This is a genomic window from Billgrantia saliphila, from assembly GCF_002930105.1.
In the GTDB taxonomy this organism is placed as follows: domain Bacteria; phylum Pseudomonadota; class Gammaproteobacteria; order Pseudomonadales; family Halomonadaceae; genus Halomonas; species Halomonas saliphila.
Genome location: NZ_PJRN01000020.1, coordinates 23966 through 44308, shown reverse-complemented (window position 1 = coordinate 44308; position 20343 = coordinate 23966). Strand labels below are relative to the sequence as shown.

Genomic DNA, 20343 nt, shown 5'->3' with positions numbered 1-20343 from the left:
ACGCCATGAGAATCGCTCCCGCTACTCTGCTGTTGCTGACCACCTGCGTCTGGTTGGCTACCGTGCCAGCCGTGACGGCTGCTCCGCCGGCTCTGCCGGGCGATGTCATTGCCGACCTGGAGCGGCTTCAGCAGCAGCTGCAGCAAGGCGCTGACGAGGCGGCGGGGGAGCGGGCCCGGACCCAGGCCCGGCGGCTCGAGGGTGGCAATGCCGCCGATCGCTGGGCCAGTGCCCTGTACCTCCAGCTGCTGGCCGGGGCTGAGACCCAGGCGGGGCGTTATGAGGCGGCGGCCGAAGCACTGCATCAGGCTCGCCAGACACAGGAAGCGCCACAAGAGCAGCGCGATCGTTGGTTGCGAGAAGAAGCGAGGATGAGGATTGCCGCGGGTCAGCGGGAGCGGGGTGCGGAACTACTGAGCGATTGGCTGCAGCGGCATGAGGGTGGGCCCGCCGACTACTGGCGTCTGGCGCGCACTCTGGCCGAGCTCGAACGCTGGGAAGAGGCTGCGCGCTGGGCCGAGCGTGCCTTGGCGATGGGCGAGGCGCCCGATGCTCGGCAGCAGCGTCTCGCCAACATCGTCCTTCAGCGCGCCGGCAAGGGAGCTGAAGCCTTGGCGGCACTCGAAGCCGAACTCAATGCATCATCCGAGGCGGCCGACTGGCGTCGGGCGGCGGCATTGGCCCAAGGGCTCGGCGATCCGGTGCGAGCGGCGGCGCTGTGGGAAGCGGGCTGGCGGCTCGGCGTGCTGGCTGGCGAGGGAGACCTCGAGCAGCGAATCGAACTGCATCTGGCCGCCGGAACGCCGGCGCGCGCGGCGGAGCTACTGGAAGTGGCCCTGACCGAGGAGGCACTGCCCGATACCCTGGCAAACCGGCGCCTGCTGGCTCGGGCCTGGGAGGAAGCCCGCGCCCGAGAGCGTGCGCTAGAGGCCTGGCGTACGGTTGCCGAACGCAGCGGTGAGGGCGATGATTGGCAGCGCCTGGGCTTGCTGGCCAGCGCCTGGGGGAGGCTGGAGCTGGCCCAAGAGGCGATGCAGCAGGCTCAAGTCCGAGGGGTCGATGTGGACGAGCGCTGGTTTACGACCCGCTAGGACTCGCGTGGCCCGGCGGGTCGCAAGAACCCAATTTCAGAGTTCTAATTCGGTCCAGACCGGGGCGTGGTCCGAGGGGCGCTCCATGGCGCGCACCTCGTAGTCGATACCGGCATCCCGCACGCGCTCGGCCAACGGTGCAGTGACAAGGATATGGTCGATGCGCAATCCCCGCCTGGGTTCCCGCTCGAAGCCGCGCGAGCGATAGTCGAACCAGCTGAAGCGGTCGTCGTTCTCGGGGTAGCGAACCCGATGGCTGTCGGTCAGGCCCCATGCCTTGAGCGTGCCGAGCCACTCCCGCTCGATCGGCTGAAAACTGGTCTTGCCTTCGCGCAGCCATCGCTTGCGATTGGCCTCGCCGATCCCGATGTCGATATCTTCAGGCGAGATATTGAAGTCGCCCATCACCACCAGCCGCTCCTCGGGGCGATGCCGCTCCTCGAGAAGCTGGGTCAGGCGCGCATAGAAGTCGCGCTTGTTGGGGAACTTGGTTGGATGATCGATGTTCTCGCCTTGCGGGAAGTAGCCGTTCCATACCGTCAGCGGCTGTCCGTCTGCCGTACGCAGGCGTGCGCCGATCAAGCGGCGCTGAGACGCTTCTCCGTCGCCGGGAAGTCCGAAGAAAACCTCCTCGGGCCCCTCGGGACAGAGCGTCTCGTGACACATCAGGGCGACGCCGTAGTGTCCCTTCTGGCCGTGGAAGTGCACGTGATACCCCATTGCCCGCACCGCTTCGCAGGGGAACTCACTGTCGTGAACCTTGGTTTCCTGCAGCCCGATCACTAGCGGGCGATGCGCCGCAACCAGCGCTTCGAGCTGATGCAGCCGTGCGCGCACGCCATTGATATTGAACGACACCAGACGTATCACTCTTCGTGCTCCTCGCTGTTCTTTTCGTTCTTTTCGTCGCTACCGGGATGAATAGGGAGGCTCACCCCCTGTTCCTGACGTGCCAGCTTGCGTGCCGCCTGCAGCTTGCGCTGCTGGCGTTTCTTCTGAGTGAAGCGCCGCGAAGAGGTCACCTGGTCGGGGTTCTCGTGGCGCCACTTCTTGTAGTCCTTGCGCTTGCCGGTGCGGATGGTCACCTTGTCGGCCAGCGAGCGTGTCTTCTTGCGGCGTGTCATCAGGCCTGGCTCCATGAGTGTCGAAAGGCAGCATGAAGGAGCCATTCTAACAGTCCGATGCAAGAGACGCGCCCTCGACGCCATAGGCTGGTACAATATGCGGCTGAAAGTTCTAACCCATTATTGCTACGGACAAGACACACAGCCTATGAGCGAGTCGGAACAGACCACAGCCCCGGCCGAGAACCGCAAGCCCAAGCGTCGTCGTCGCAAGCCGCGTCGCCGCCAGTCGAGCTGGGATCTGCGCCAGTTTCAGGTGCCTGCCGTGGCGGGCAAGTGGCGCTTTCACGACTTCGATCTGCCCTTGCCGCTGATGCGCGCCATCCACGCCCTGGGCTTCGAGTACTGCACTCCGATACAGGCCGAGGCGCTGACTCACACGCTGCTCGGTGGCGACGTGGTCGGCAAGGCCCAGACCGGCACGGGCAAGACCGCTGCCTTCCTGATCTCGATAATGGCCTACTTCCTCGAAGAAGAGACGCCTGAGGGCCAGAAGCCCGGTGCGCCGCGCGCTCTGATCGTGGCCCCGACCCGCGAACTGGCCCTGCAGATCGAGAAGGATGCCAAGGCGCTGGCGCGCTTCACCGATCTCAACGTAGCCAGTGTCGTCGGCGGCATGGACTACCAGAAGCAGCGCGAGCACCTGGGCAAGAAGCTCGACATTCTGGTGGCCACGCCCGGTCGATTGCTCGATTTCCACGAGAAGCGCGACGTCGATCTCACTCAGGTCGAAGTGCTGGTGCTCGACGAAGCCGATCGCATGTTGTCGATGGGCTTCATACCCGATGTCAAGCGTATCATCCGGCACACGCCGAAGAAGGAGGAGCGCCAGACCTTCCTGTTCTCGGCCACTTTCTCCCATGACATTCTCAACCTGGCCAGCCAATGGACCCACCAGCCGGCCCACGTCGAGATTGAAGTCACGGTGGAGAACAAGGCCAACATCGACCAGCGCGTCTACCTGGTCAGCGACGAGGACAAGCAGCGCCTACTGATCAATCTACTCAAGCAGGAGAGCTTCGATCGGGTAATGGTGTTCGGCAACCGCCGCGACCTGGTGCGCAAGCTCGAGGGGCTGCTCCAGAAGGCCGGCATCAACGTCGCCCTGCTTTCCGGCGATGTGCCGCAAAATCAGCGCATCAAGACATTGGAGCGTTTCCGCGAGGGCGAAGTGCAGGTGCTGGTAGCCACAGACGTGGCCGGCCGCGGCATTCACATCGAGGATGTCAGCCACGTGGTCAACTACACCTTGCCCGAGGATCCCGAGGACTACGTCCATCGTATCGGTCGCACCGGTCGTGCCGGGGCCACCGGGGTGTCGATCAGTTTCGTCGGTGAGGAGGATGCCTTCTCTCTGCCTGAGATCGAGCGCTACATTCAAGACAAGCTTCCCTGCGAGCATCCGCCCGAAGGACTGCTGTAACGGCCATGCTGGACGAGGCCCTCAAGGGCGAGATACAGGCCGCCTACCGCCGCGTGCTGGAGGCCCAGGGGCTGACGCCACGCTACGGCCAGCGCCTGATGATCGCCGAGATCGCCCGCACGCTGAGCGCCATCGAGGTCGATGACGACGGCAAGCGGCTCTCCGACGAGCATGTCTGTGTGCTCGAGGCGGGCACCGGCACCGGCAAGACCCTGGCCTATCTGCTGGCGGGGCTGCCGGTGGCCAAGGCGCGAGGAAAGCGGCTAGTGGTGGCGACCGCGACCGTGGCGCTGCAAGAGCAGGTGCTGCACCAGGACCTGCCGACGCTGAAGGCGCACAGCGGTCTCGATTTCAGCTATGCCTTGGCCAAGGGGCGCGGGCGCTACCTCTGCCTGACGCGTCTGGAGCAGGCGCTTGACGGGGTCGAAGGCAATCCCACCTTGTCGTTGTTCGAGCAGAGCTTGGCGCAAAGCGGTGGTGATCATTTCCAGGCCTTGGCTCAGGAGATGGCCGATGCCTACGGCAGCGGCCGCTGGGAAGGGGATCGTGAAAGCTGGCCGGTATCCATCGACGACACGGACTGGCGTCGCCTGACCATCGATCATCGCCAGTGCACCAATCGCCGCTGCGGCCATTTTGCCGCTTGCGCCTTCTTCCGTGCGCGTCGCGACCTTGAAACCGCCGACATCATCGTCGCCAACCACGATCTGGTGCTCGCCGATCTCTCATTGGGTGGCGGGGTCGTGTTGCCGCCTCCCGGCGACTGTATCTACGTCTTCGACGAAGGCCACCATCTGCCGGACAAGGCGCTGACCCATTTCGCTCATCGTGTGGGCGTCAATGGCATGTTGCGCTGGCTGGGCAACCTGAAAAAATCGTTGACCGAGCTCAACCAGGCGCTGGCGGTACAGCCCACCCTGGCGCGGTTGCTGGCTGCCCTGCCGGGAATCATTGCGGCACTCGAGCCGCGCCTGGGCGAGGCCTTCTCGTTGGGGCATCAACTGGCCGGCCGCCTGCATGGGTTGGAGGAGGGGGAGGAGAACCACCAGTTTCGCTTTCCCATGGGCCGGGTGCCCGACGCCCTGCGCGAACATGCCGGCGCGCTACTGGTGGGCGTCGCCGAACTCTCGCGCACGCTCGAAACCATGACCGGTATCCTGCGCGAGAGTCTCGACCCCGATAAGCACACCGGGCTCGAGCGCGAGCAGGCCGAAGCGTGGTTGCCTTTGCTGGCGCTATTGCATGGCCGGGCGCTGGAGGCGCACGGCCTATGGGAGGCCTACGCCGAGCCCGACACCCAAGGCGAGCCGCCGCGCGCGCGCTGGCTGACGCTCGAGCGCTTTGGTGCCGACCCGGAGCTGACCTTCTCGGCGAGCCCCGTATCGGCGGCGCCGACCCTGGCTCGGACTCTTTGGGGGAGCTGCTTCGGTGCCGTGGTGACCTCGGCTACGCTCACGGCGCTTGGCCGCTTCGAACGCCTGCAGGAGCGGGCCGGGCTCGCCAACCGCTACCGTTATCAGCGCCTGCCGAGCCCCTTTGATTATTCGCGAGCGGTACTCAGCGTGCCGCGCCAAGCGGTGGATCCCGGCGATCGCGATGCTCACGAACGGGCCATCATCGACTTCGTCAGCGAACTGGGCGAGCGCGAGGCGGTGCTGATGCTATTCTCTTCTCGCGCTCAGCTGCGAGCCGTGGAGAAGGCGCTGCCGGCGGCCTGGCGCGAGAGGGTGCTGGCCCAGGACAAGCTGCCCAAGCGTGAGCTGATCGAGCGTCATCGTGCCCGCGTGGACGCGGGGGAGGGCAGCGTCATCTTCGGCTTGGCGAGTTTCGCCGAGGGTATCGACCTGCCCGGGGAATACCTCACGCACGTGGTGATCACCCGACTGCCGTTCGCCGTGCCCGACGACCCGGTCGGTGCGACACTGGCGGAATGGATCGAGAGCCAGGGCGGCAATCCTTTCATGCGCATCAGCGTGCCGGACGCCTCGATCAAACTGGTCCAAGCCTGCGGCCGGCTGATCCGCAAGGAGGCCGATCAGGGGCGCATCACGCTGCTCGATCGCCGCGTGCTCACACGCCGCTACGGCCGCGCACTGCTCGAGGCGCTGCCTCCGTTCCGGCGCGAGATCGACGGTTTCGAAACCACCTGACCGGGCGAAAACGCGAAAGGCCCGCTCTGGCGGGCCTTTCGCGAGGGAATGCGCTGAATCAATCCACCTGACGCTGCGCGAGTACCGGTATGAGCTTACGGGCCATGCGCGTCATCACCTCTTCGGTCGTGGGCCAGTCGATGCAGGCATCGGTAACCGAGACGCCGTACTGCATCTGGCTGTGATCGTCGAGAATTTTCTGGCTGCCCCAGCCGAGATTGGATTCGACCATCAACCCCATGATCGAGCGGTTGCCCTCGAGAATCTGGTTGGTGACGTTCTCCATCACCAGCGGCTGCAGCGCCGGGTCCTTGTTGGAATTGGCGTGCGAGCAGTCGATCATGATGTTGGGCTTCACTCCCGCCTTGCGCAGTTCCTGCTCGGCCAGTGCCACACTGACGCTGTCGTAATTGGGCTTGCCGTTACCGCCCCGTAGTACCACGTGGGCATAGGCGTTGCCGCGGGTTCGAATGATCGCCACCTGGCCGCTCTGGTTGATGCCCAGGAAATTGTGCGGATGCGAGACCGACTGCAGGGCATTGATCGCCACATCCAGGCTGCCGTCGGTGCCGTTTTTGAAGCCGACGGGGCTGGACAGGCCGGAAGACATCTCGCGATGGGTCTGGGACTCGGTGGTGCGTGCACCTATCGCCGACCAGCTGATGCAGTCCTGCAGGTATTGTGGAGAGATGGGGTCGAGGGCTTCGGTGGCCAGCGGCAGGCCGAGTTCCGACAGGTCCACCAGCAGTCGCCGCGCTATGTGGAGGCCCTCCTCGATCTCGAACGAGCCGTTCAGGTGCGGATCGTTGATCAAGCCTTTCCATCCCACGGTGGTGCGGGGCTTCTCGAAATAGACGCGCATTACGATGTAAAGGCTTTCCTCAACCTGGTCGGCCAGGCGGCGCAGACGACGGGCGTAATCGAGGGCGGCATCCACGTCGTGGATCGAACAGGGGCCAACCACCACCAGCAGACGCGGGTCGCTTCCGTCGAGAATGTTCTGGATCGTCCGGCGGCCTTCAATCACCGTCCTTTCGGCGGCTTCGGTCAAGGGGATCTCATTCTTGAGGGCTTCGGGCGTGATCAGGACGTCCTGGGACAGAACGTTGAGGTTGCTGACCTGCTGATCTGACATGTTGCTACCTGTGTCGTGATGCGTTGAAGGCATGTGGGTGATCTACTATACACCCGCCGAGGAAGAAAACCGCAATCGCAACGGAACCCGACGCCTGTACGCTTGTCACAGCGCCGGCGCATGGCGGTCGGCTTGATGCGCGGCCAAGAAACAGGAACACTTGCTTCAACGAAGGACGAATTCGTCCAGGGACTTTCAGCGGCCAACTGGCTCCAGGTTGATACCATGCATGCAGATTCCGTTACCACGCTTTCGCTCAGCCCGTCCTGTCAGGGCAGCTCCCGGCCAGGGGGCAAGTGAATGGGCAACCGGGAAACCGATCAACAGCTCGTCGAACGCGCGCAGAAAGGCGATACACGAGCCTTCGATCTGCTGGTTAAGAAATACCAGCACAAGATCATCGGGCTGATCGGTCGCTATATTCAGGATCACGCCGAGGTACAGGACGTGGCCCAGGAGGCCTTCATCAAGGCCTACCGGGCGCTGGGTAACTTTCGTTCCGAGAGCGCCTTCTATACCTGGATGTATCGGATCGCCATCAATACCGCGAAAAATCATCTGGTATCGAAGGGGCGCAGGCCGCCGGGCAGCGATCTCGATATCGTCGATGCCGAGATCCTTGATCACAGCGGTCGGCTCGCCGATATCGAGACGCCGGAGTCCTCGCTGGCGCGCGACCAACTCGAGGCGGCGGTATTCGAGGCGATCGAGAACCTGCCCGATGACCTGCGTACGGCTATCACGCTACGTGAACTCGACGGGCTCTCGTACGAGGATATTGCCAATATCATGCAGTGTCCCGTGGGTACGGTGCGTTCGCGTATCTTCCGTGCCCGGGAGGCAGTCGATCAGCACATTCAACCGCTGGTGACCACCGCCAGAACGCGGGAGTCGGTGACTGAGTGATTTTTTCAAGGCTTTTCGCCTCTTCGCTGAACTGTCTCGCGTCGATGGCGTCTGAAGCATTGACCGTCGCCTGGCGACGGCTATATGGGCTGTCGGTATTTTGGATGAATGCAATCGAAAATACCGAAATCATTGGTTGCAAGGCGGGGTGCCTTGACAATGTGGGGGTGTGAGGAATGAGTCAGAATGCACGGGAGTCGCTTTCTGCCCTGATGGACAGCGAAGGTGATGATCTCGAGTTGCGTCGTGCGCTCAAGTCTCTCGAAGACGAGCCGGATGCAGCCGACGCATGGCGGCGCTATCACTTGGTGCGCAGCCTGATGCGGCGGGATCATGACATCGATGTCAGCACGGATCTCTCGGCCGGCATCATGGCTCGGCTGGAGCAGGAGCCGGTTCCGCTCCGGGAAGATACGCCTCACGCATCGCGGCGCACCCAACCCTTTGCCCGCAGCGCCGGCATCGCTGCCGCCGTTACCCTGATGGTGATCACCGGCGTGCAGTTTTACAGCGGTAGTGACTTCACCCGCAGTGGTGGCAGCGGCACGGAGCTTGCCGAAAGCGAGTCGCAGGCGCCCGTAGGGCCGTCGCAGCCCAGTCTGGCCTCACGCGTCGGCGTTCAAGGTTCACCGGTCGGCATGCCCCTCTTCTCGCCAGCGACTTCCTCTGGCGCTCAATCCGGGGTCATGCCCGTTGGCGTGGGCTCCGACAGTCCGCTTTTCCTGACGCCGAATCCACGCCAGTCGCATGCCGAGCAGGACCAGGAGCAGGCACGTCTGCTGCAGTCTTATCTCGATCGTCACGCCGAGGGCACCACCTATCGCAGTGGCGATGCATGGATGCCGCTGCTGCGTGCCTCCGGTAGCGAGACGCTGGGGCAGCGCTGATGTCGGGCAGGCGTAGCGCAACACGCCTGGCCGTGCTGAGTGGTCTCGCATTCCTGGCGTACCAGTTGCCCGCCGGCGCCGAGCCGGCAGTCTCTTCGGAGTCGAACCCCGAGCGGTTCGACTGTCGTCAATTGGCCGAATGGGATACGCCTGGATCGGCGCTGGAGTGGTTCGAGCGCAGCCTCTGGGCAAGCCATTGTCATGTCTTCCAGGCGCGTGCGGTGCGCATCGGTATCGATGGCGTCCGCACATTGGCGCTATCCCATGACATTCGTAACGGCATCGAGCGGGAGGTGGCGAGATTCCTTGACGGACCGTCCGTCTTCTTCGAGCGTCATGGTCGTATCGGGCGCATGACCTGGGCCGACAGCGACGACGATGCCCCCGCATCGCCAGCGGGCATCTCCCGTCATATCGATCGCTACTACCGCCTGACCATGGGCAATGACGAGCGCATTGCCAATCGCAGTGCGGTGCGCCTGGATATCGAACCGCTGGATGGCATGCGCTTCGGTCAGCGTCTTTGGCTCGACGCCGACACGGCGCTGCCGCTCAAGCGCGAACTGATCGACGAGCGCGGACGCGTGGTCGAGACTTTTCAGCTCACCGAGCTGCAGCCGCCACAATTGCATGAGGGCGGCGTGGTGCTCGACGCTCGGCGAGCGCCGCCTCGTCAGGCGTGGCGCCCCGGCTGGTTGCCGGAGGGCTTCATCGACCAGCCGGTGGATACCGATGTCGAGCAGCACGACGAGACGGTTGCGCATCGCATCTACAGCGACGGCCTCTCTACGCTCAGTCTGTTCGTCGAACCCATCGAGGAGGGGCGGGAGCGCCTGATTCCCGGCCTTCATCGTTTGGGCATTTCGCTAGCCGTGGTGCGTCATGTGGCGTCCGAGGACCGGGCCATGCAGGTCGTGGTCATGGGAGAGCTGCCGCCGCGAGTGTTGGTCCAAGTGGCCGACAATATCGTATGGAACGGCATGTCGGCAGGCGAGGACGAAGGCTAGGAGACGCTGTCCTTTCGGGGTTCTCCAGGGCTGGGCTTGAAAGCAACATGGGTGTGCCACAGGTATCGTTCGAAACGCGAATCAAGTACATCGTCGAGATTCATTTGGAAGTACGCTGATGCAGGAGCTCATATGAAGCCAATGATGCGACACGTTTCCCTCTGGGCGTTTCTCTTGGCCCTGTTCGTTTCCAGCCAAGCGGCACTCGCTCAGGAGCTACCCGACTTCACGGGGTTGGTGAAGGAGGCCGCCCCGGGGGTGGTCAATATCTCCTCCACGCGCGTCGTGCCGGGAAGAGATCAGGCCTTCCATGGGTTCGGTGGCCAGGAGATTCCAGAGATATTTCGTCATTTCTTTGGTGATCGCCTTCCCATGCCTCCGGGAGGAGGGCCCGGCCAAGATCAAGGTCAGGAGCGGCAGTCCCTGGGCTCCGGCTTCATTATCAGCGAAGACGGCTATGTGCTGACCAATGCCCACGTGGTCGAGGGCGCCGATGAGATCCTCGTACGCCTCAACGATCGCCGCGAGCTGGCGGCCGAGCTGGTGGGGGCCGATACCCAGACCGACGTGGCGCTGCTCAAGGTCGAGGCCGAGGGGTTGCCCACCCTGCGGATGGGGGATTCCGACGCGCTGCAGGTAGGCGAGTGGGTGGCCGCCATCGGCTCACCGTTCGGCTTCGAGCACTCCGTGACCGCCGGTATCATCAGTGCCATCAATCGCACGCTGCCACGCGACGCTTACGTGCCGTTCATCCAGACCGACGTGGCTATCAACCCGGGCAATTCCGGAGGGCCGCTGTTCAATCTGGATGGCGAAGTGGTGGGGATCAACTCCCAGATATTCACCCGTAGCGGTGGGTTCATGGGGCTGTCGTTCGCCATACCCATTAACGTGGCCATGGATGTCGCCAACCAGCTGCGCGAAGATGGACGCGTGCATCGCGGCTGGCTGGGCGTGATGATCCAGCCTGTCTCGCGCGACCTGGCCGAGTCGTTCGGCATGGATAGCCCCAGCGGTGCTTTGATCGCCGATCTCGATCCGGAGGGCCCGGCGGCTCGTGCCGGTCTTGAGGCGGGCGACATCGTGCTCGAGGTCGACGGGGAAGAGGTCGAGCGTTCGCGCAACCTGCCGCGCTTGATTGGCAGAGTGACACCGGGCGAGGAGGCCGAGCTGACCATTCTGCGCGACGGCGAGCGCCAGACACTGGACGTGACCATCGGTGACTGGCCCGATAGCGAGTCCGAGGTGGCGGAGAAGAGTGGTGGCAACGCCCAGGCGCGATTGGGTATCGCCGTAGCCGAGCTCGACGAGACCGAACTCCAGCGCCTGGGGCTCGACACCGGCGTGCTGGTGCGCGAAGTTGATCCAGGCGGTGCCGCAGCCGAAGCGGGTATTGTGCCGGGTGACGTCATCGTCAGTGTCGATCATCGTGCCGTGGAGAGCGGTGAGCAGCTACGCGAACTGATCGAATCGATGCCGACCGATCGCGCGGTGCCGGTACGGCTCTATCGTGAGGGGCGCTCGCTGTTCGTGGCGCTGAGGCTCGGACGCGGCTGACCGGTTCGAGCATTCCCTTTCGACGCCTCCCGCCATGGCGGGAGGCGTCGTCGTATTCGTGTCGTGCGGCTGCGCTGTCCAACCCTCTGTCATGCCGGTACAATACCGCCATCTTCTTGCATGCCCGTCTGCTGTTTGCTTCTCCAAACATGGCCCGGGCGTGTGCACGAACCGGATCTCCTCATGTCTGAAGCAGAAAAAAGCAGCAAACTCAGTCACATAAGAAACTTCTCGATCATTGCGCATATCGACCACGGCAAATCCACGCTTGCCGATCGTCTGATCCAGAGTTGCGGCGGGCTGACCGAGCGCGAGCTGAAGGAGCAGGTGCTCGACTCGATGGACCTCGAGCGTGAGCGCGGCATTACCATCAAGGCGCAGTCGGTGACGCTGGATTACCATGCTCAGGATGGCAAAACCTACCAGCTTAATTTCATCGATACCCCGGGGCACGTGGACTTTTCCTACGAGGTTTCGCGCTCTCTCTATGCCTGCGAAGGAGCCTTGCTGGTCGTGGACGCCGCTCAAGGCGTCGAGGCGCAATCGGTAGCGAACTGCTACACCGCCATCGAGCAGGGGCTCGAGGTGCTGCCGGTGCTCAACAAGATGGACCTGCCCCAGGCCGATCCCGACAAGGTATCCCATGAGATCGAGGAGATCATCGGTCTCGATGCCACCGATGCCTGCCAGGTGTCGGCCAAGAGCGGGCTCGGCATCGATGCGCTACTCGAACGTCTGGTGCGCGACATTCCGCCACCCAAGGGTGACCCCGGATCGCCATTGCAGGCGCTGATCATCGACTCCTGGTTCGACAACTATCTCGGTGTCGTCTCGCTGGTGCGCATCTTCGATGGCACGCTGAAGAAGGGCGAGAAAATTCGCATCAAATCCACGGGGCGCGATTGGCAGGCCAACGAAGTGGGGATCTTCACGCCGCTGCGCAAGGAGACCAACATCCTGCGCGCCGGCGAAGTGGGCTTCGTGGTGGCGGGGATCAAGGATATCCAGGGTGCTCCGGTGGGGGATACCATCACCCACGCCAAGACCCCCGACGTGCCGCGCCTGCCCGGCTTCCAGAAGGTCAAGCCGCAGGTTTACGCCGGCATGTTCCCGGTCAGCGCCGACGACTATGAGGATTTCCGCGACGCGCTGGAGAAGCTGGCGCTCAACGACGCCTCGCTGGAATACGAGCCCGAGAACTCCGACGCCCTCGGTTTCGGTTTCCGCGTCGGCTTCCTCGGCACGCTGCACATGGAGATCATCCAGGAGCGTCTCGAGCGTGAGTACGATCTGGACCTGCTCACCACGGCACCTACCGTGGTCTATGAGTTGGCAATGAAAAACGGCGATATCCGCTACGTCTCCAACCCGTCCAAGCTGCCCGACATGGCCGATGTGGAAGAGATGCGCGAGCCGATCGTGCGTGCCAGCATCCTGGTGCCGCAGGAGTTCGTCGGCAACGTGATCATGGAGTGCGAGAACCGTCGCGGCAACCAGCTCGACATGCAGTTCCTCGGCAGCCAGATCCAGCTCACCTACGAGCTGCCCATGTCCGAAGTGGTGATGGATTTCTTCGATCGGCTCAAGTCCATTTCCAAGGGTTATGCCTCCTTGGATTACAATTTCGAGCGCTTCGAGGCGGCCAAACTGGTGCGTCTGGACGTGCTGATCAACGGCGACCGGGTCGACGCATTGGCGGTGATCATTCATCGCGATCACGCTCACTCGCGCGGCCGAGTGCTGGTCGAAAAGATGAAGGAGCTGATTCCGCGCCAGATGTTCGACGTGGCGATACAGGCGGCCATCGGCGGCCAGGTAGTGGCGCGCTCCACGGTCAAGGCGCTGCGCAAGAACGTCACCGCGAAGTGCTATGGCGGTGACGTGACGCGCAAGAAGAAGCTGCTCGAGAAGCAGAAAGCGGGCAAGAAACGCATGAAACAGGTCGGTCGGGTGGAAATTCCCCAAGACGCCTTCCTGGCCGTGCTCAAGGTGAACGACTAGGACCGGCGACACTATGGATTTCTCACTTCTGTTGGTGGTGGCGGTAGCCCTCACCGGCCTGATCTGGCTGCTCGATATCGTCTGGTGGCGTCCCGCGCGCCATCGTAAGCTGGCCGAGGTGGAGGCGGGTACCACCGAAGGTCTCGAGGAGAGCGCTCGCGAGCGGGCGCTCAAGGAGCCCTGGCCGGTCGACTATGCGCGTTCCTTCTTCCCGGTGCTGCTGGTCGTGCTGTTGCTGCGTAGCTTCCTGGTGGAGCCGTTCCAGATTCCTTCGGGCTCGATGCGTCCCACGCTTGAAGTCGGCGACTTCATTCTGGTCAACAAGTATGCCTATGGCCTGCGTCTGCCGGTTACGCACGATCGCATCATCGAAGTGGGCGAGCCGCAGCGAGGCGACGTCATGGTGTTTCGCTTCCCCAGCGAGCCCTCTGTGAACTTCATCAAGCGTGTGGTGGGCCTGCCGGGCGATACGCTGCGCTACGAAGACAAGCAGCTGTATATCAATGGCGAGCCGGTGCCCAAACGCCTGCTCGACGAGACGCCCGCTACGGCTCCCGGCGAGTGGCTGCTCGAGGAGCAACTGGGCGAGTCCAGCCATCGAATCTACAATAATCCCCGGGATCCCGGCCCTCGGGTCCGTGAAGTCGTCGTTCCCGAAGGGCACTACTTCACCATGGGCGACAATCGTGACCACTCCAACGACAGCCGCTACTGGGGCTTCGTGCCGGAGGAGAACGTCGTCGGCCGAGCGTTTGCCGTGTGGATGCACTGGGATGGCGGCCTGCCGAGCTTCACCCAGATCCGTCGCATCCATTGATGGACCAGAATCAACAGGAATTTCGTGAGCAAATCCCTTACCGCCTTCAGTCGTCGCATCGGCCACACCTTCCACGATAATGCCTTGCTGGAACTGGCCATGACCCATCGCAGCTACGGGGGCCAGAACAACGAACGCCTGGAGTTCCTGGGCGATTCCATCGTCAATTTCGTCATCGCCGAGGCGCTCTACGAGCGCTTTCCCCAGGCGCGCGAGGGGCAGCTTTCGCGCCTGCGTGCCCGCCTGGTGCGCGGCCAGACGTTGGCCGAGTTGGCCCGCGAGATGGCCTTCGGCGAATGCCTGCGGCTGGGCTCCGGCGAGATGAAGAGCGGTGGTCATCGTCGCGATTCAATCCTGGCCGATGCCGTCGAGGCCGTGCTCGGGGCGATCTACCTGGATGCCGGCATGAATGTGGCTCGGGCCCGCGTGCTGGCCTGGTACGCCGAACGGCTGGAATCCATCGACCTGCAGGACACACAGAAGGATCCCAAGACCCGCCTGCAGGAGTTCCTGCAGTCGCGTCAGTCGCCGCTACCGCGCTACGAAGTGGTGACGGTGGAAGGGGAGGCACACGACCAGACCTTCACCGTGGAGTGTCACGTCGAACTGCTCGATTCGCATACCCTGGGCACCGGGTCCAGTCGTCGACATGCCGAGCAGCAGGCCGCCGAGCTGGCGCTAGCGCGGCTCGAGATCCGCGGAGGAGGCAACTCATGAACGAAACCTGTGGCTTCGTGGCAATCGTGGGGCGGCCCAACGTGGGCAAATCGACCCTGATGAACCGCATCCTGGGTCAGAAGATATCGATTACGTCTCGCCGGCCCCAGACCACGCGACACCAGGTCATGGGCATCAAGACCGAAGGCGAAGCGCAGTTCATCTATGTGGATACGCCCGGCATCCATATCCTGGGGCGCGATCGCAACAAGGCGATCAACCGCTTCATGAACCAGGCGGCTACCCAGGCGCTGCGCGACGTCGATTGTGTCGTCTTCATCGTCGACCGTACCCGCTGGACCGAAGAGGATCAGGTGGTGCTGCAGCGCCTCGAGCACGTCGAGGCGCCGGTGATTCTGGCGGTCAACAAGGTCGATCGGATCGAGGACAAGAGCACGCTGCTGCCCTGGCTCGCCGATGTCGGGGCGCGGCGTGAGTTCGCCGCCATTATTCCCGTTTCGGCCAAGCATGGCACCAACGTGTCGGAGCTCGAGGGGGAGGTGGCCAAGCACCTTCCCGAAGGCATGCATCACTTCCCCGACGATCAGGTCACCGACAGGAGCCAGCGCTTCCTGGCGGCGGAGCTGGTGCGCGAGAAAATCATGCGCCAGCTCGGCGATGAGCTGCCCTATCAGGTCACGGTGGAGATCGAGGAGTTCCGCGACGAGGGCAAGATCGTGCACATCAGCGCGCTGATCCTGGTGGAGCGCTCCGGCCAGAAGAAGATCCTCATCGGCGACAAGGGCGAGCGGATCAAGAGCATCGGTCGCGAGGCGCGCATCGACATGGAGCGCGCCCTGGACACCAAGGTCATGCTCAACCTGTGGGTCAAGGTGAAGCGTGGCTGGTCGGACGATGAGAGGGCGCTCAAGAGCCTAGGTTACGACCTGGATTGACCCCCATGCAGCCGCAGCCGGCCTTTCTCCTGCATAAGCGTCCCTATCGCGAGACCAGCGCACTGGTGGAGCTGCTCACCCTTGAGCACGGCCGAGTGCGAGCGGTGGCTCAGGGCGTACAGCGCCCCGGCTCACGCTCGCGCGGGCGGCTGCAACCCTTCGCCCCGCTGCACGTGACCTGGGTGGGAGAGGGCGAACTCAAGCGTCTGCGCCTGATGGAAAGCCATGGCGCGGCAGCACTGCTCGCCGGCGAGGGATTGCTGTGCGGACTCTATGCCAATGAACTGCTGACGCGCACCCTGCCGGTGGAGTTGCCCGCGGCCGAGGTGTTCGCCTATTACACGGCATTGCTGGAAGCGCTGCCGCGTCCCGAGGGGCGGGCCGTGGCGCTGCGGCGGCTGGAATTCGCCCTGCTCGATGCGCTGGACGCTGCACCGCGTTACACCACGCCCGATGGCGGTGAGCTCGACCCCCAGGGTCGCTATCGCTTCGATGCCGCGTCGCGGGCCTTCGTGCCCGGCGAGCCCGGGCTCGACGGACGTACCCTGCGGCTGCTGGCCGGCGGCGACTGGGAGGTGCCGGGCCTCACCGGCCCGGCCAAGGCGATTGCTCGAGCGGCACTGGCACCACTGCTCGGTACGCGCCCGTTGCGCTCACGCGAGCTGATGCGCCAACTTGCCGAGCGGCGCCGTTCCCCCTCACACTGAAAGCGTTTCCCATCGACCTGCTGCTGGAGAAAGCCATGCATCCCCCGCGCATTCTGCTCGGTGTCAATATCGATCATATCGCTACGCTGCGACAGGCCCGCGGTACGCGCTATCCGGACCCCGTCCAGGCGGCGCTGCTGGCCGAGGAGGCGGGCGCCGACGGCATTACCGTGCATCTGCGAGAGGATCGTCGCCATATCCAGGAGCGCGACGTGCGCATTCTTGCCGAGGTGCTCAACACGCGCATGAACCTCGAAATGGCCGTTACCGAGGAGATGCTGGCCCTGGCTGAGGAGCTGCGTCCGGCACACGTCTGCCTGGTGCCGGAGAAGCGCGAGGAGCTGACCACCGAAGGGGGGTTGGATGTGGTCGGCGGTTTCGATGTTATCGCCGCTGCCTGCCAACGTCTGGCGGCCGCCGGCTGCGCGGTATCGCTGTTCATCGATCCGGAGCCGAGTCAGATCGAGGCGGCCAAGCGCGCAGGCGCGCCGGTGATAGAGCTGCACACCGGCGCCTATGCCGAATGTGGCGGTGCGCAAGCCCGGCGGGAGTTTGCGCGCCTGTCGGCGGCGGCGGAGATGGCGCTCGAGCTCGGGTTGACGGTCAACGCCGGCCATGGCCTGCACTATCATAACGTTGAGTCGATCGCCGCGATTCCCGGTCTTCACGAACTGAACATCGGTCATGCCATCATCGCGCGGGCGCTATTCGTCGGCCTCAAGGAGGCGGTGGCGGAAATGAAGCGTCTGATGATCGCCGGCCAGGAAGCCGGTTTCATCGCTTCGCTGGAAGAGCATGAACATCACCACCACGAGGATGGCGACGACCACGCATGATCATCGGCGTAGGCACCGATATTGCCAAAGTGGCGCGATTCGAGGCGGCCATGGCGCGCCATGGCGAGCGCTTCGCCGAACGGGTGCTGGGATCGATCGAACGCGAAGGGCTGGATAAGCGCCACGACAAGGCGGCTTTCCTGGCCAAGCGTTTTGCCGCCAAGGAAGCTTTCGTCAAGGCGTTGGGCGTCGGCTTGCGTCACGGCATGCGCTGGGCCGAGATCCAGGTGGTCAGCGATGCCCTCGGGCGTCCCTCGTTGATGCTCAGCGGGCGCGCCCACGAACTCGCCGATGTGGCCGGTGTGCGCGCCATTCACTTGTCCTTGAGCGACGAGGCCGAACTGGCGCTTGCCATGGTGGTGCTGGAAGGTGCCTCCTGAGCTTCGACTTGCCAATCGATGAGTCGCTCGATGGCCTGAAACAGGTCGTCGATGAGCGTATCGACATCTTCCATGCCCCGTGAACGCAGGCGCGTCTCCAGCGTTTCCGCCACCAGGGCCAACTGCGGTGCGCCGCAGTAGCGGCAGGCCCCATTGAGCGCATGCACGGCGTCGAGGAGCGCTTCGACATCCTCCGTTGCCAGCGCAGCTTGAAGCTCGGCCATGCTGGTCGGTAGCGAGGCGACGAGTTCGCCGAGCAGTTCGCGTGCCAGGCTCTCGTTGCCGTTCGCCAGCCGGGTACCGAGCTGCATGTCCACCACGGCGAGTTCGGTGGTGTGTTCGAGTTCCGGAGGCGGCGGGATCATGGGCTCGGGCGGTACGGAAGAGGTCGCCAGAGTCGGCCTCGCTGGCGGTGTCGCCAAGGGCAGGTGGCGCTGCAGGATGGTTTCCAGCTGGTGGGAGTCCACAGGCTTGATCAGTACTTCCTGAAGGCCTGCATCGAGCAGCGACTGGCGTTCATTGTCGAGAGCATGTGCTGTGACGGCAATGATCGGACAGTTCAGCCAGCTACCACCCAGGCTGCGCAGGGCTCGCGTCGTCTCTACCCCATCCATGCCGGGCATGCGGATATCCATCAGAACCAGTTGGAAGATCTCGCTCTCGGCCAGCGCCAGGGCCTCTTCGCCGCTGCCGGCTTCGACGATCTCGAGCCCGGGCCTGTCGAGCAATTCACGCAGTAGGCGACGATTGATGGAATTGTCGTCGACCACCAGCAGGCGCGACCGACCGAGCGGTAGCGTACGCGGTTGTCCCAGCGCCATTCGCTGTCGGCGCAGGGCATCGGTCAGCGCCTGGCGGGATACCGGCTTGCACAGTATCTCGCAGGCGACCGGCAGCTTGAGATCGGGTAGTTCCAGCGGAGTGACGTTGGCCAGCAACAGCAAGGGGCAGGGACTCAGGTCGAGCCGGGTCTGCCACTCCGCCAGCACAGTTTCGTTCAGCTCCATGGGGAGCGCGGCGATCATTAGGGCAGGCGGCGTTCCGTTGATTTCCGGCGCCGCTGCCTTCTCGACATGGGCTCCCCAGCGCTCCAGCAGATGGCCCAGCGCGCGACGGGTCGGGGCGTGCGGTTCAAAGAGCACCACGCGGTCGCCGTCGAGGATGCGCTCGGGTAGTGCTTCGCTAGTGCCGGCCATATCCAGGGGAAGCGTAAAGGCGAACGTCGAGCCCTGAGAGGGTTCGCTCTCCACAGCGATCTGTCCGCCCATCTGCTCGACCAGTTGGCGACTGATCGCCAGGCCCAGTCCGGAGCCGCCATAATGGCGCGAGTGACCAGCGCTGGCCTGGCGGAAGGCCTGAAACAGGTCGTGCTGTTCCTGCGGGGTGAGGCCGATGCCGGTATCGCTGACGCTGATGCGCAGCAGCACCCGTCCTTGGCCACAGTGCTCCTCGACCATTACCCGCACGATAACCTCGCCCTGTTCGGTGAACTTCAGGGCGTTGTGTACCAGGTTGGTCAGCACCTGGCGTATACGCAGCGGATCGCCGCGCAGTGGCGCCGGAACGTCGTCGTAGACCAGACCCAGCAGGTGCAAGCCCTTCTGGTGCGCCAGCGGGGCCTGCAACCCCAGGGCCTCGTCGACCAGTGCGACCATATCCAGCTCGGCCCGGTCGAGTTCGAGCCTGCCGGCCTCGATGCGTGAAAAATCGAGCACGTCGTTAACCAGAGCGAGCAGGTTGTCACAGGCGATATGTACCTGATCGAGCCATTCGCGCTGGCGTGGGTCCAGGCGCGAACGACCCAGCAAGCGACAGAATCCGACGATGCCGTTAAGTGGAGTGCGGATCTCATGGCTCATGCTGGCGAGGAATTCCGACTTGACCCGGTTCGCCTCCAGCGCGCGCCGATGCGCGAGGTCGAGTTCTATGTTCTTGATCTCGATGGTTTCCATCGACTCCTGCAGGTCCGCGGTGGTCTGCTCGATCTGACGCTGCATGTTTTCGTGCGACTGCTCCAGCTCGTCGCCCAGCGCATTGACGTGTCGGGCCAGGCGGCGCAGCTCCGGCGCGCCGGTTTCGGGTAGCCGTGCGTGCAGATCGCCACCGCGCAGTCGGCGCAGTGTCTCGGCGGCGTCATTCAGGCTTGCATCCAGTCGTCGGCCGAGCGTGGATGCAAGAACGAACAGCAGCAGGCCGATGATCAACAAGCCCAGTCCGGCAGTGGCGAGGCGGCGATAGAAGTCGAGCGTAAGGGCGCGACTATCGATGTCGAGCTCGAGCCAGGCTCGTTGTGCCACCATGCCATCGGCCTCACGCGGTGCCAGCGGCACCAGTAGCCGCCAAAGATCGCCGCTGGTGTCCAGTTGGATTTCCAGCGGGGGAGTGGCGGCCACCTGCGCGCGGGTGCGTCCCAGTTCGAGGACGGTGGCGCCGGTATCGGTGTACAGCCCGACGCCGCGTGTCTCCTCGATCTCCAGTAGCCGCCGCGCCTCGGCATCGAGGCGGGTGCGATCGTCGTCGAGCACCGCGCGGGCGAGTTCCGGCGCCTGCAGCTCGGCGGCGGTGAGGAGTCGTTCGCTCAGTGCTGACCTGCGCCATTCGGTATCCTGATGCAGCACGAATACCGCCACGACCAGCAGCACTAGCAGGGGGAGACACAATATCCAGAGTGTCAGGCGGTTTCCGAGTGACATCGGCTGTCCCTTGATC

The 20343-nt window shown here is 63.9% G+C and carries 18 protein-coding genes; 14 read left to right on the top strand and 4 right to left on the bottom strand.

Annotated elements, in window-relative coordinates:
- Window positions 1-5: 5 nt before the first annotated feature.
- Window positions 6-1091, top strand: a complete 1086-nt coding sequence (locus CYJ07_RS17815; protein WP_197038421.1) for a tetratricopeptide repeat protein — start codon at window positions 6-8, stop codon at window positions 1089-1091.
- Window positions 1092-1127: 36 nt separating this feature from the next.
- On the opposite strand, the gene xthA is transcribed toward CYJ07_RS17815, so the two are convergent.
- Window positions 1128-1958: an exodeoxyribonuclease III gene (gene xthA, locus CYJ07_RS17810; protein WP_104205075.1), complete on the bottom strand. Its 831-nt coding sequence runs from the start codon at window positions 1956-1958 to the stop codon at window positions 1128-1130.
- Window positions 1958-2215: a hypothetical protein gene (locus CYJ07_RS17805; RefSeq protein ID WP_104205064.1), complete on the bottom strand. Its 258-nt coding sequence runs from the start codon at window positions 2213-2215 to the stop codon at window positions 1958-1960. Before CYJ07_RS17805 ends, xthA begins: the two co-directional genes overlap by 1 nt.
- Before the next feature lie 148 nt (window positions 2216-2363).
- Between CYJ07_RS17805 and rhlB the strand changes: the two genes are divergently transcribed.
- Window positions 2364-3638, top strand: a complete 1275-nt coding sequence (gene rhlB, locus CYJ07_RS17800; protein ID WP_104205063.1) for an ATP-dependent RNA helicase RhlB — start codon at window positions 2364-2366, stop codon at window positions 3636-3638.
- A gap of 5 nt (window positions 3639-3643) precedes the next feature.
- Window positions 3644-5788, top strand: coding sequence for an ATP-dependent DNA helicase DinG (gene dinG, locus CYJ07_RS17795; protein WP_104205062.1), 2145 nt, complete (start codon window positions 3644-3646; stop codon window positions 5786-5788).
- A 58-nt stretch (window positions 5789-5846) separates the two neighbouring features.
- Here the strand turns inward: dinG and CYJ07_RS17790 are convergent, their stop codons facing one another.
- Complete coding sequence (locus tag CYJ07_RS17790; RefSeq protein WP_104205061.1) at window positions 5847-6923, bottom strand: 3-deoxy-7-phosphoheptulonate synthase; 1077 nt, start codon at window positions 6921-6923, stop codon at window positions 5847-5849.
- A 300-nt stretch (window positions 6924-7223) separates the two neighbouring features.
- Here CYJ07_RS17790 and rpoE point away from each other — a divergent pair, with 300 nt between their 5' ends.
- The 11 genes from rpoE (at window position 7224) to acpS (ending at window position 17634) form a co-directional block, all read left to right on the top strand.
- Window positions 7224-7829, top strand: coding sequence for an RNA polymerase sigma factor RpoE (gene rpoE, locus CYJ07_RS17785; RefSeq protein WP_104205060.1), 606 nt, complete (start codon window positions 7224-7226; stop codon window positions 7827-7829).
- 176 nt (window positions 7830-8005) lie between these two features.
- Window positions 8006-8716 (top strand): sigma-E factor negative regulatory protein, encoded by a 711-nt coding sequence (locus CYJ07_RS17780; protein ID WP_104205059.1) that lies wholly within the window; start codon window positions 8006-8008, stop codon window positions 8714-8716.
- Window positions 8716-9723: a MucB/RseB C-terminal domain-containing protein gene (locus tag CYJ07_RS17775; RefSeq protein WP_104205058.1), complete on the top strand. Its 1008-nt coding sequence runs from the start codon at window positions 8716-8718 to the stop codon at window positions 9721-9723. Before CYJ07_RS17780 ends, CYJ07_RS17775 begins: the two co-directional genes overlap by 1 nt.
- 132 nt (window positions 9724-9855) lie before the next feature.
- Window positions 9856-11280 carry a DegQ family serine endoprotease gene (locus CYJ07_RS17770; protein WP_104205057.1) on the top strand — a complete coding sequence of 475 codons (1425 nt, stop codon included), beginning with the start codon at window positions 9856-9858 and terminating at the stop codon, window positions 11278-11280.
- Between the two features lie 183 nt (window positions 11281-11463).
- The gene (gene lepA, locus CYJ07_RS17765; protein ID WP_104205056.1) at window positions 11464-13281 is read left to right on the top strand and encodes a translation elongation factor 4; all 1818 of its coding nucleotides are present in this window, start codon (window positions 11464-11466) and stop codon (window positions 13279-13281) included.
- A 13-nt stretch (window positions 13282-13294) separates the two neighbouring features.
- Window positions 13295-14098: a signal peptidase I gene (lepB, locus tag CYJ07_RS17760; protein ID WP_104205055.1), complete on the top strand. Its 804-nt coding sequence runs from the start codon at window positions 13295-13297 to the stop codon at window positions 14096-14098.
- Window positions 14099-14122: 24 nt separating this feature from the next.
- Window positions 14123-14815, top strand: a complete 693-nt coding sequence (rnc, locus tag CYJ07_RS17755; RefSeq protein WP_104205054.1) for a ribonuclease III — start codon at window positions 14123-14125, stop codon at window positions 14813-14815.
- Window positions 14812-15711 carry a GTPase Era gene (gene era, locus CYJ07_RS17750; protein WP_104205053.1) on the top strand — a complete coding sequence of 300 codons (900 nt, stop codon included), beginning with the start codon at window positions 14812-14814 and terminating at the stop codon, window positions 15709-15711. Before rnc ends, era begins: the two co-directional genes overlap by 4 nt.
- Before the next feature lie 5 nt (window positions 15712-15716).
- The gene (gene recO, locus CYJ07_RS17745) at window positions 15717-16418 is read left to right on the top strand and encodes a DNA repair protein RecO (protein ID WP_104205052.1); all 702 of its coding nucleotides are present in this window, start codon (window positions 15717-15719) and stop codon (window positions 16416-16418) included.
- Between the two features lie 35 nt (window positions 16419-16453).
- Window positions 16454-17254 carry a pyridoxine 5'-phosphate synthase gene (gene pdxJ, locus CYJ07_RS17740; protein ID WP_104205051.1) on the top strand — a complete coding sequence of 267 codons (801 nt, stop codon included), beginning with the start codon at window positions 16454-16456 and terminating at the stop codon, window positions 17252-17254.
- On the top strand, window positions 17251-17634 hold the full coding sequence (gene acpS, locus CYJ07_RS17735; protein WP_104205050.1) for a holo-ACP synthase: 384 nt from the start codon (window positions 17251-17253) through the stop codon (window positions 17632-17634). The genes pdxJ and acpS overlap by 4 nt, the downstream gene beginning before the upstream one ends.
- Here the strand turns inward: acpS and CYJ07_RS17730 are convergent.
- Window positions 17568-20327, bottom strand: coding sequence for an ATP-binding protein (locus CYJ07_RS17730; RefSeq protein ID WP_104205049.1), 2760 nt, complete (start codon window positions 20325-20327; stop codon window positions 17568-17570). The genes acpS and CYJ07_RS17730 overlap by 67 nt on opposite strands.
- Between the last annotated feature and the right edge of the window lie 16 nt (window positions 20328-20343).

Bases quoted from the DNA above. Each gene is read 5' to 3' on its own strand.
- CYJ07_RS17815 (WP_197038421.1), top strand. From the start codon at position 6: ATGAGAATCGCTCCCGCTACTCTGCTGTTGCTGACCACCTGCGTCTGG.
- CYJ07_RS17805 (WP_104205064.1), bottom strand. From the start codon at position 2,215: ATGACACGCCGCAAGAAGACACGCTCGCTGGCCGACAAGGTGACCATC.
- rhlB (WP_104205063.1), top strand. From the start codon at position 2,364: ATGAGCGAGTCGGAACAGACCACAGCCCCGGCCGAGAACCGCAAGCCC.
- dinG (WP_104205062.1), top strand. From the start codon at position 3,644: ATGCTGGACGAGGCCCTCAAGGGCGAGATACAGGCCGCCTACCGCCGC.
- CYJ07_RS17790 (WP_104205061.1), bottom strand. From the start codon at position 6,923: ATGTCAGATCAGCAGGTCAGCAACCTCAACGTTCTGTCCCAGGACGTC.
- rpoE (WP_104205060.1), top strand. From the start codon at position 7,224: ATGGGCAACCGGGAAACCGATCAACAGCTCGTCGAACGCGCGCAGAAA.
- CYJ07_RS17780 (WP_104205059.1), top strand. From the start codon at position 8,006: ATGAGTCAGAATGCACGGGAGTCGCTTTCTGCCCTGATGGACAGCGAA.
- CYJ07_RS17775 (WP_104205058.1), top strand. From the start codon at position 8,716: ATGTCGGGCAGGCGTAGCGCAACACGCCTGGCCGTGCTGAGTGGTCTC.
- CYJ07_RS17770 (WP_104205057.1), top strand. From the start codon at position 9,856: ATGAAGCCAATGATGCGACACGTTTCCCTCTGGGCGTTTCTCTTGGCC.
- lepA (WP_104205056.1), top strand. From the start codon at position 11,464: ATGTCTGAAGCAGAAAAAAGCAGCAAACTCAGTCACATAAGAAACTTC.
- lepB (WP_104205055.1), top strand. From the start codon at position 13,295: ATGGATTTCTCACTTCTGTTGGTGGTGGCGGTAGCCCTCACCGGCCTG.
- era (WP_104205053.1), top strand. From the start codon at position 14,812: ATGAACGAAACCTGTGGCTTCGTGGCAATCGTGGGGCGGCCCAACGTG.
- recO (WP_104205052.1), top strand. From the start codon at position 15,717: ATGCAGCCGCAGCCGGCCTTTCTCCTGCATAAGCGTCCCTATCGCGAG.
- pdxJ (WP_104205051.1), top strand. From the start codon at position 16,454: ATGCATCCCCCGCGCATTCTGCTCGGTGTCAATATCGATCATATCGCT.
- acpS (WP_104205050.1), top strand. From the start codon at position 17,251: ATGATCATCGGCGTAGGCACCGATATTGCCAAAGTGGCGCGATTCGAG.
- CYJ07_RS17730 (WP_104205049.1), bottom strand. From the start codon at position 20,327: ATGTCACTCGGAAACCGCCTGACACTCTGGATATTGTGTCTCCCCCTG.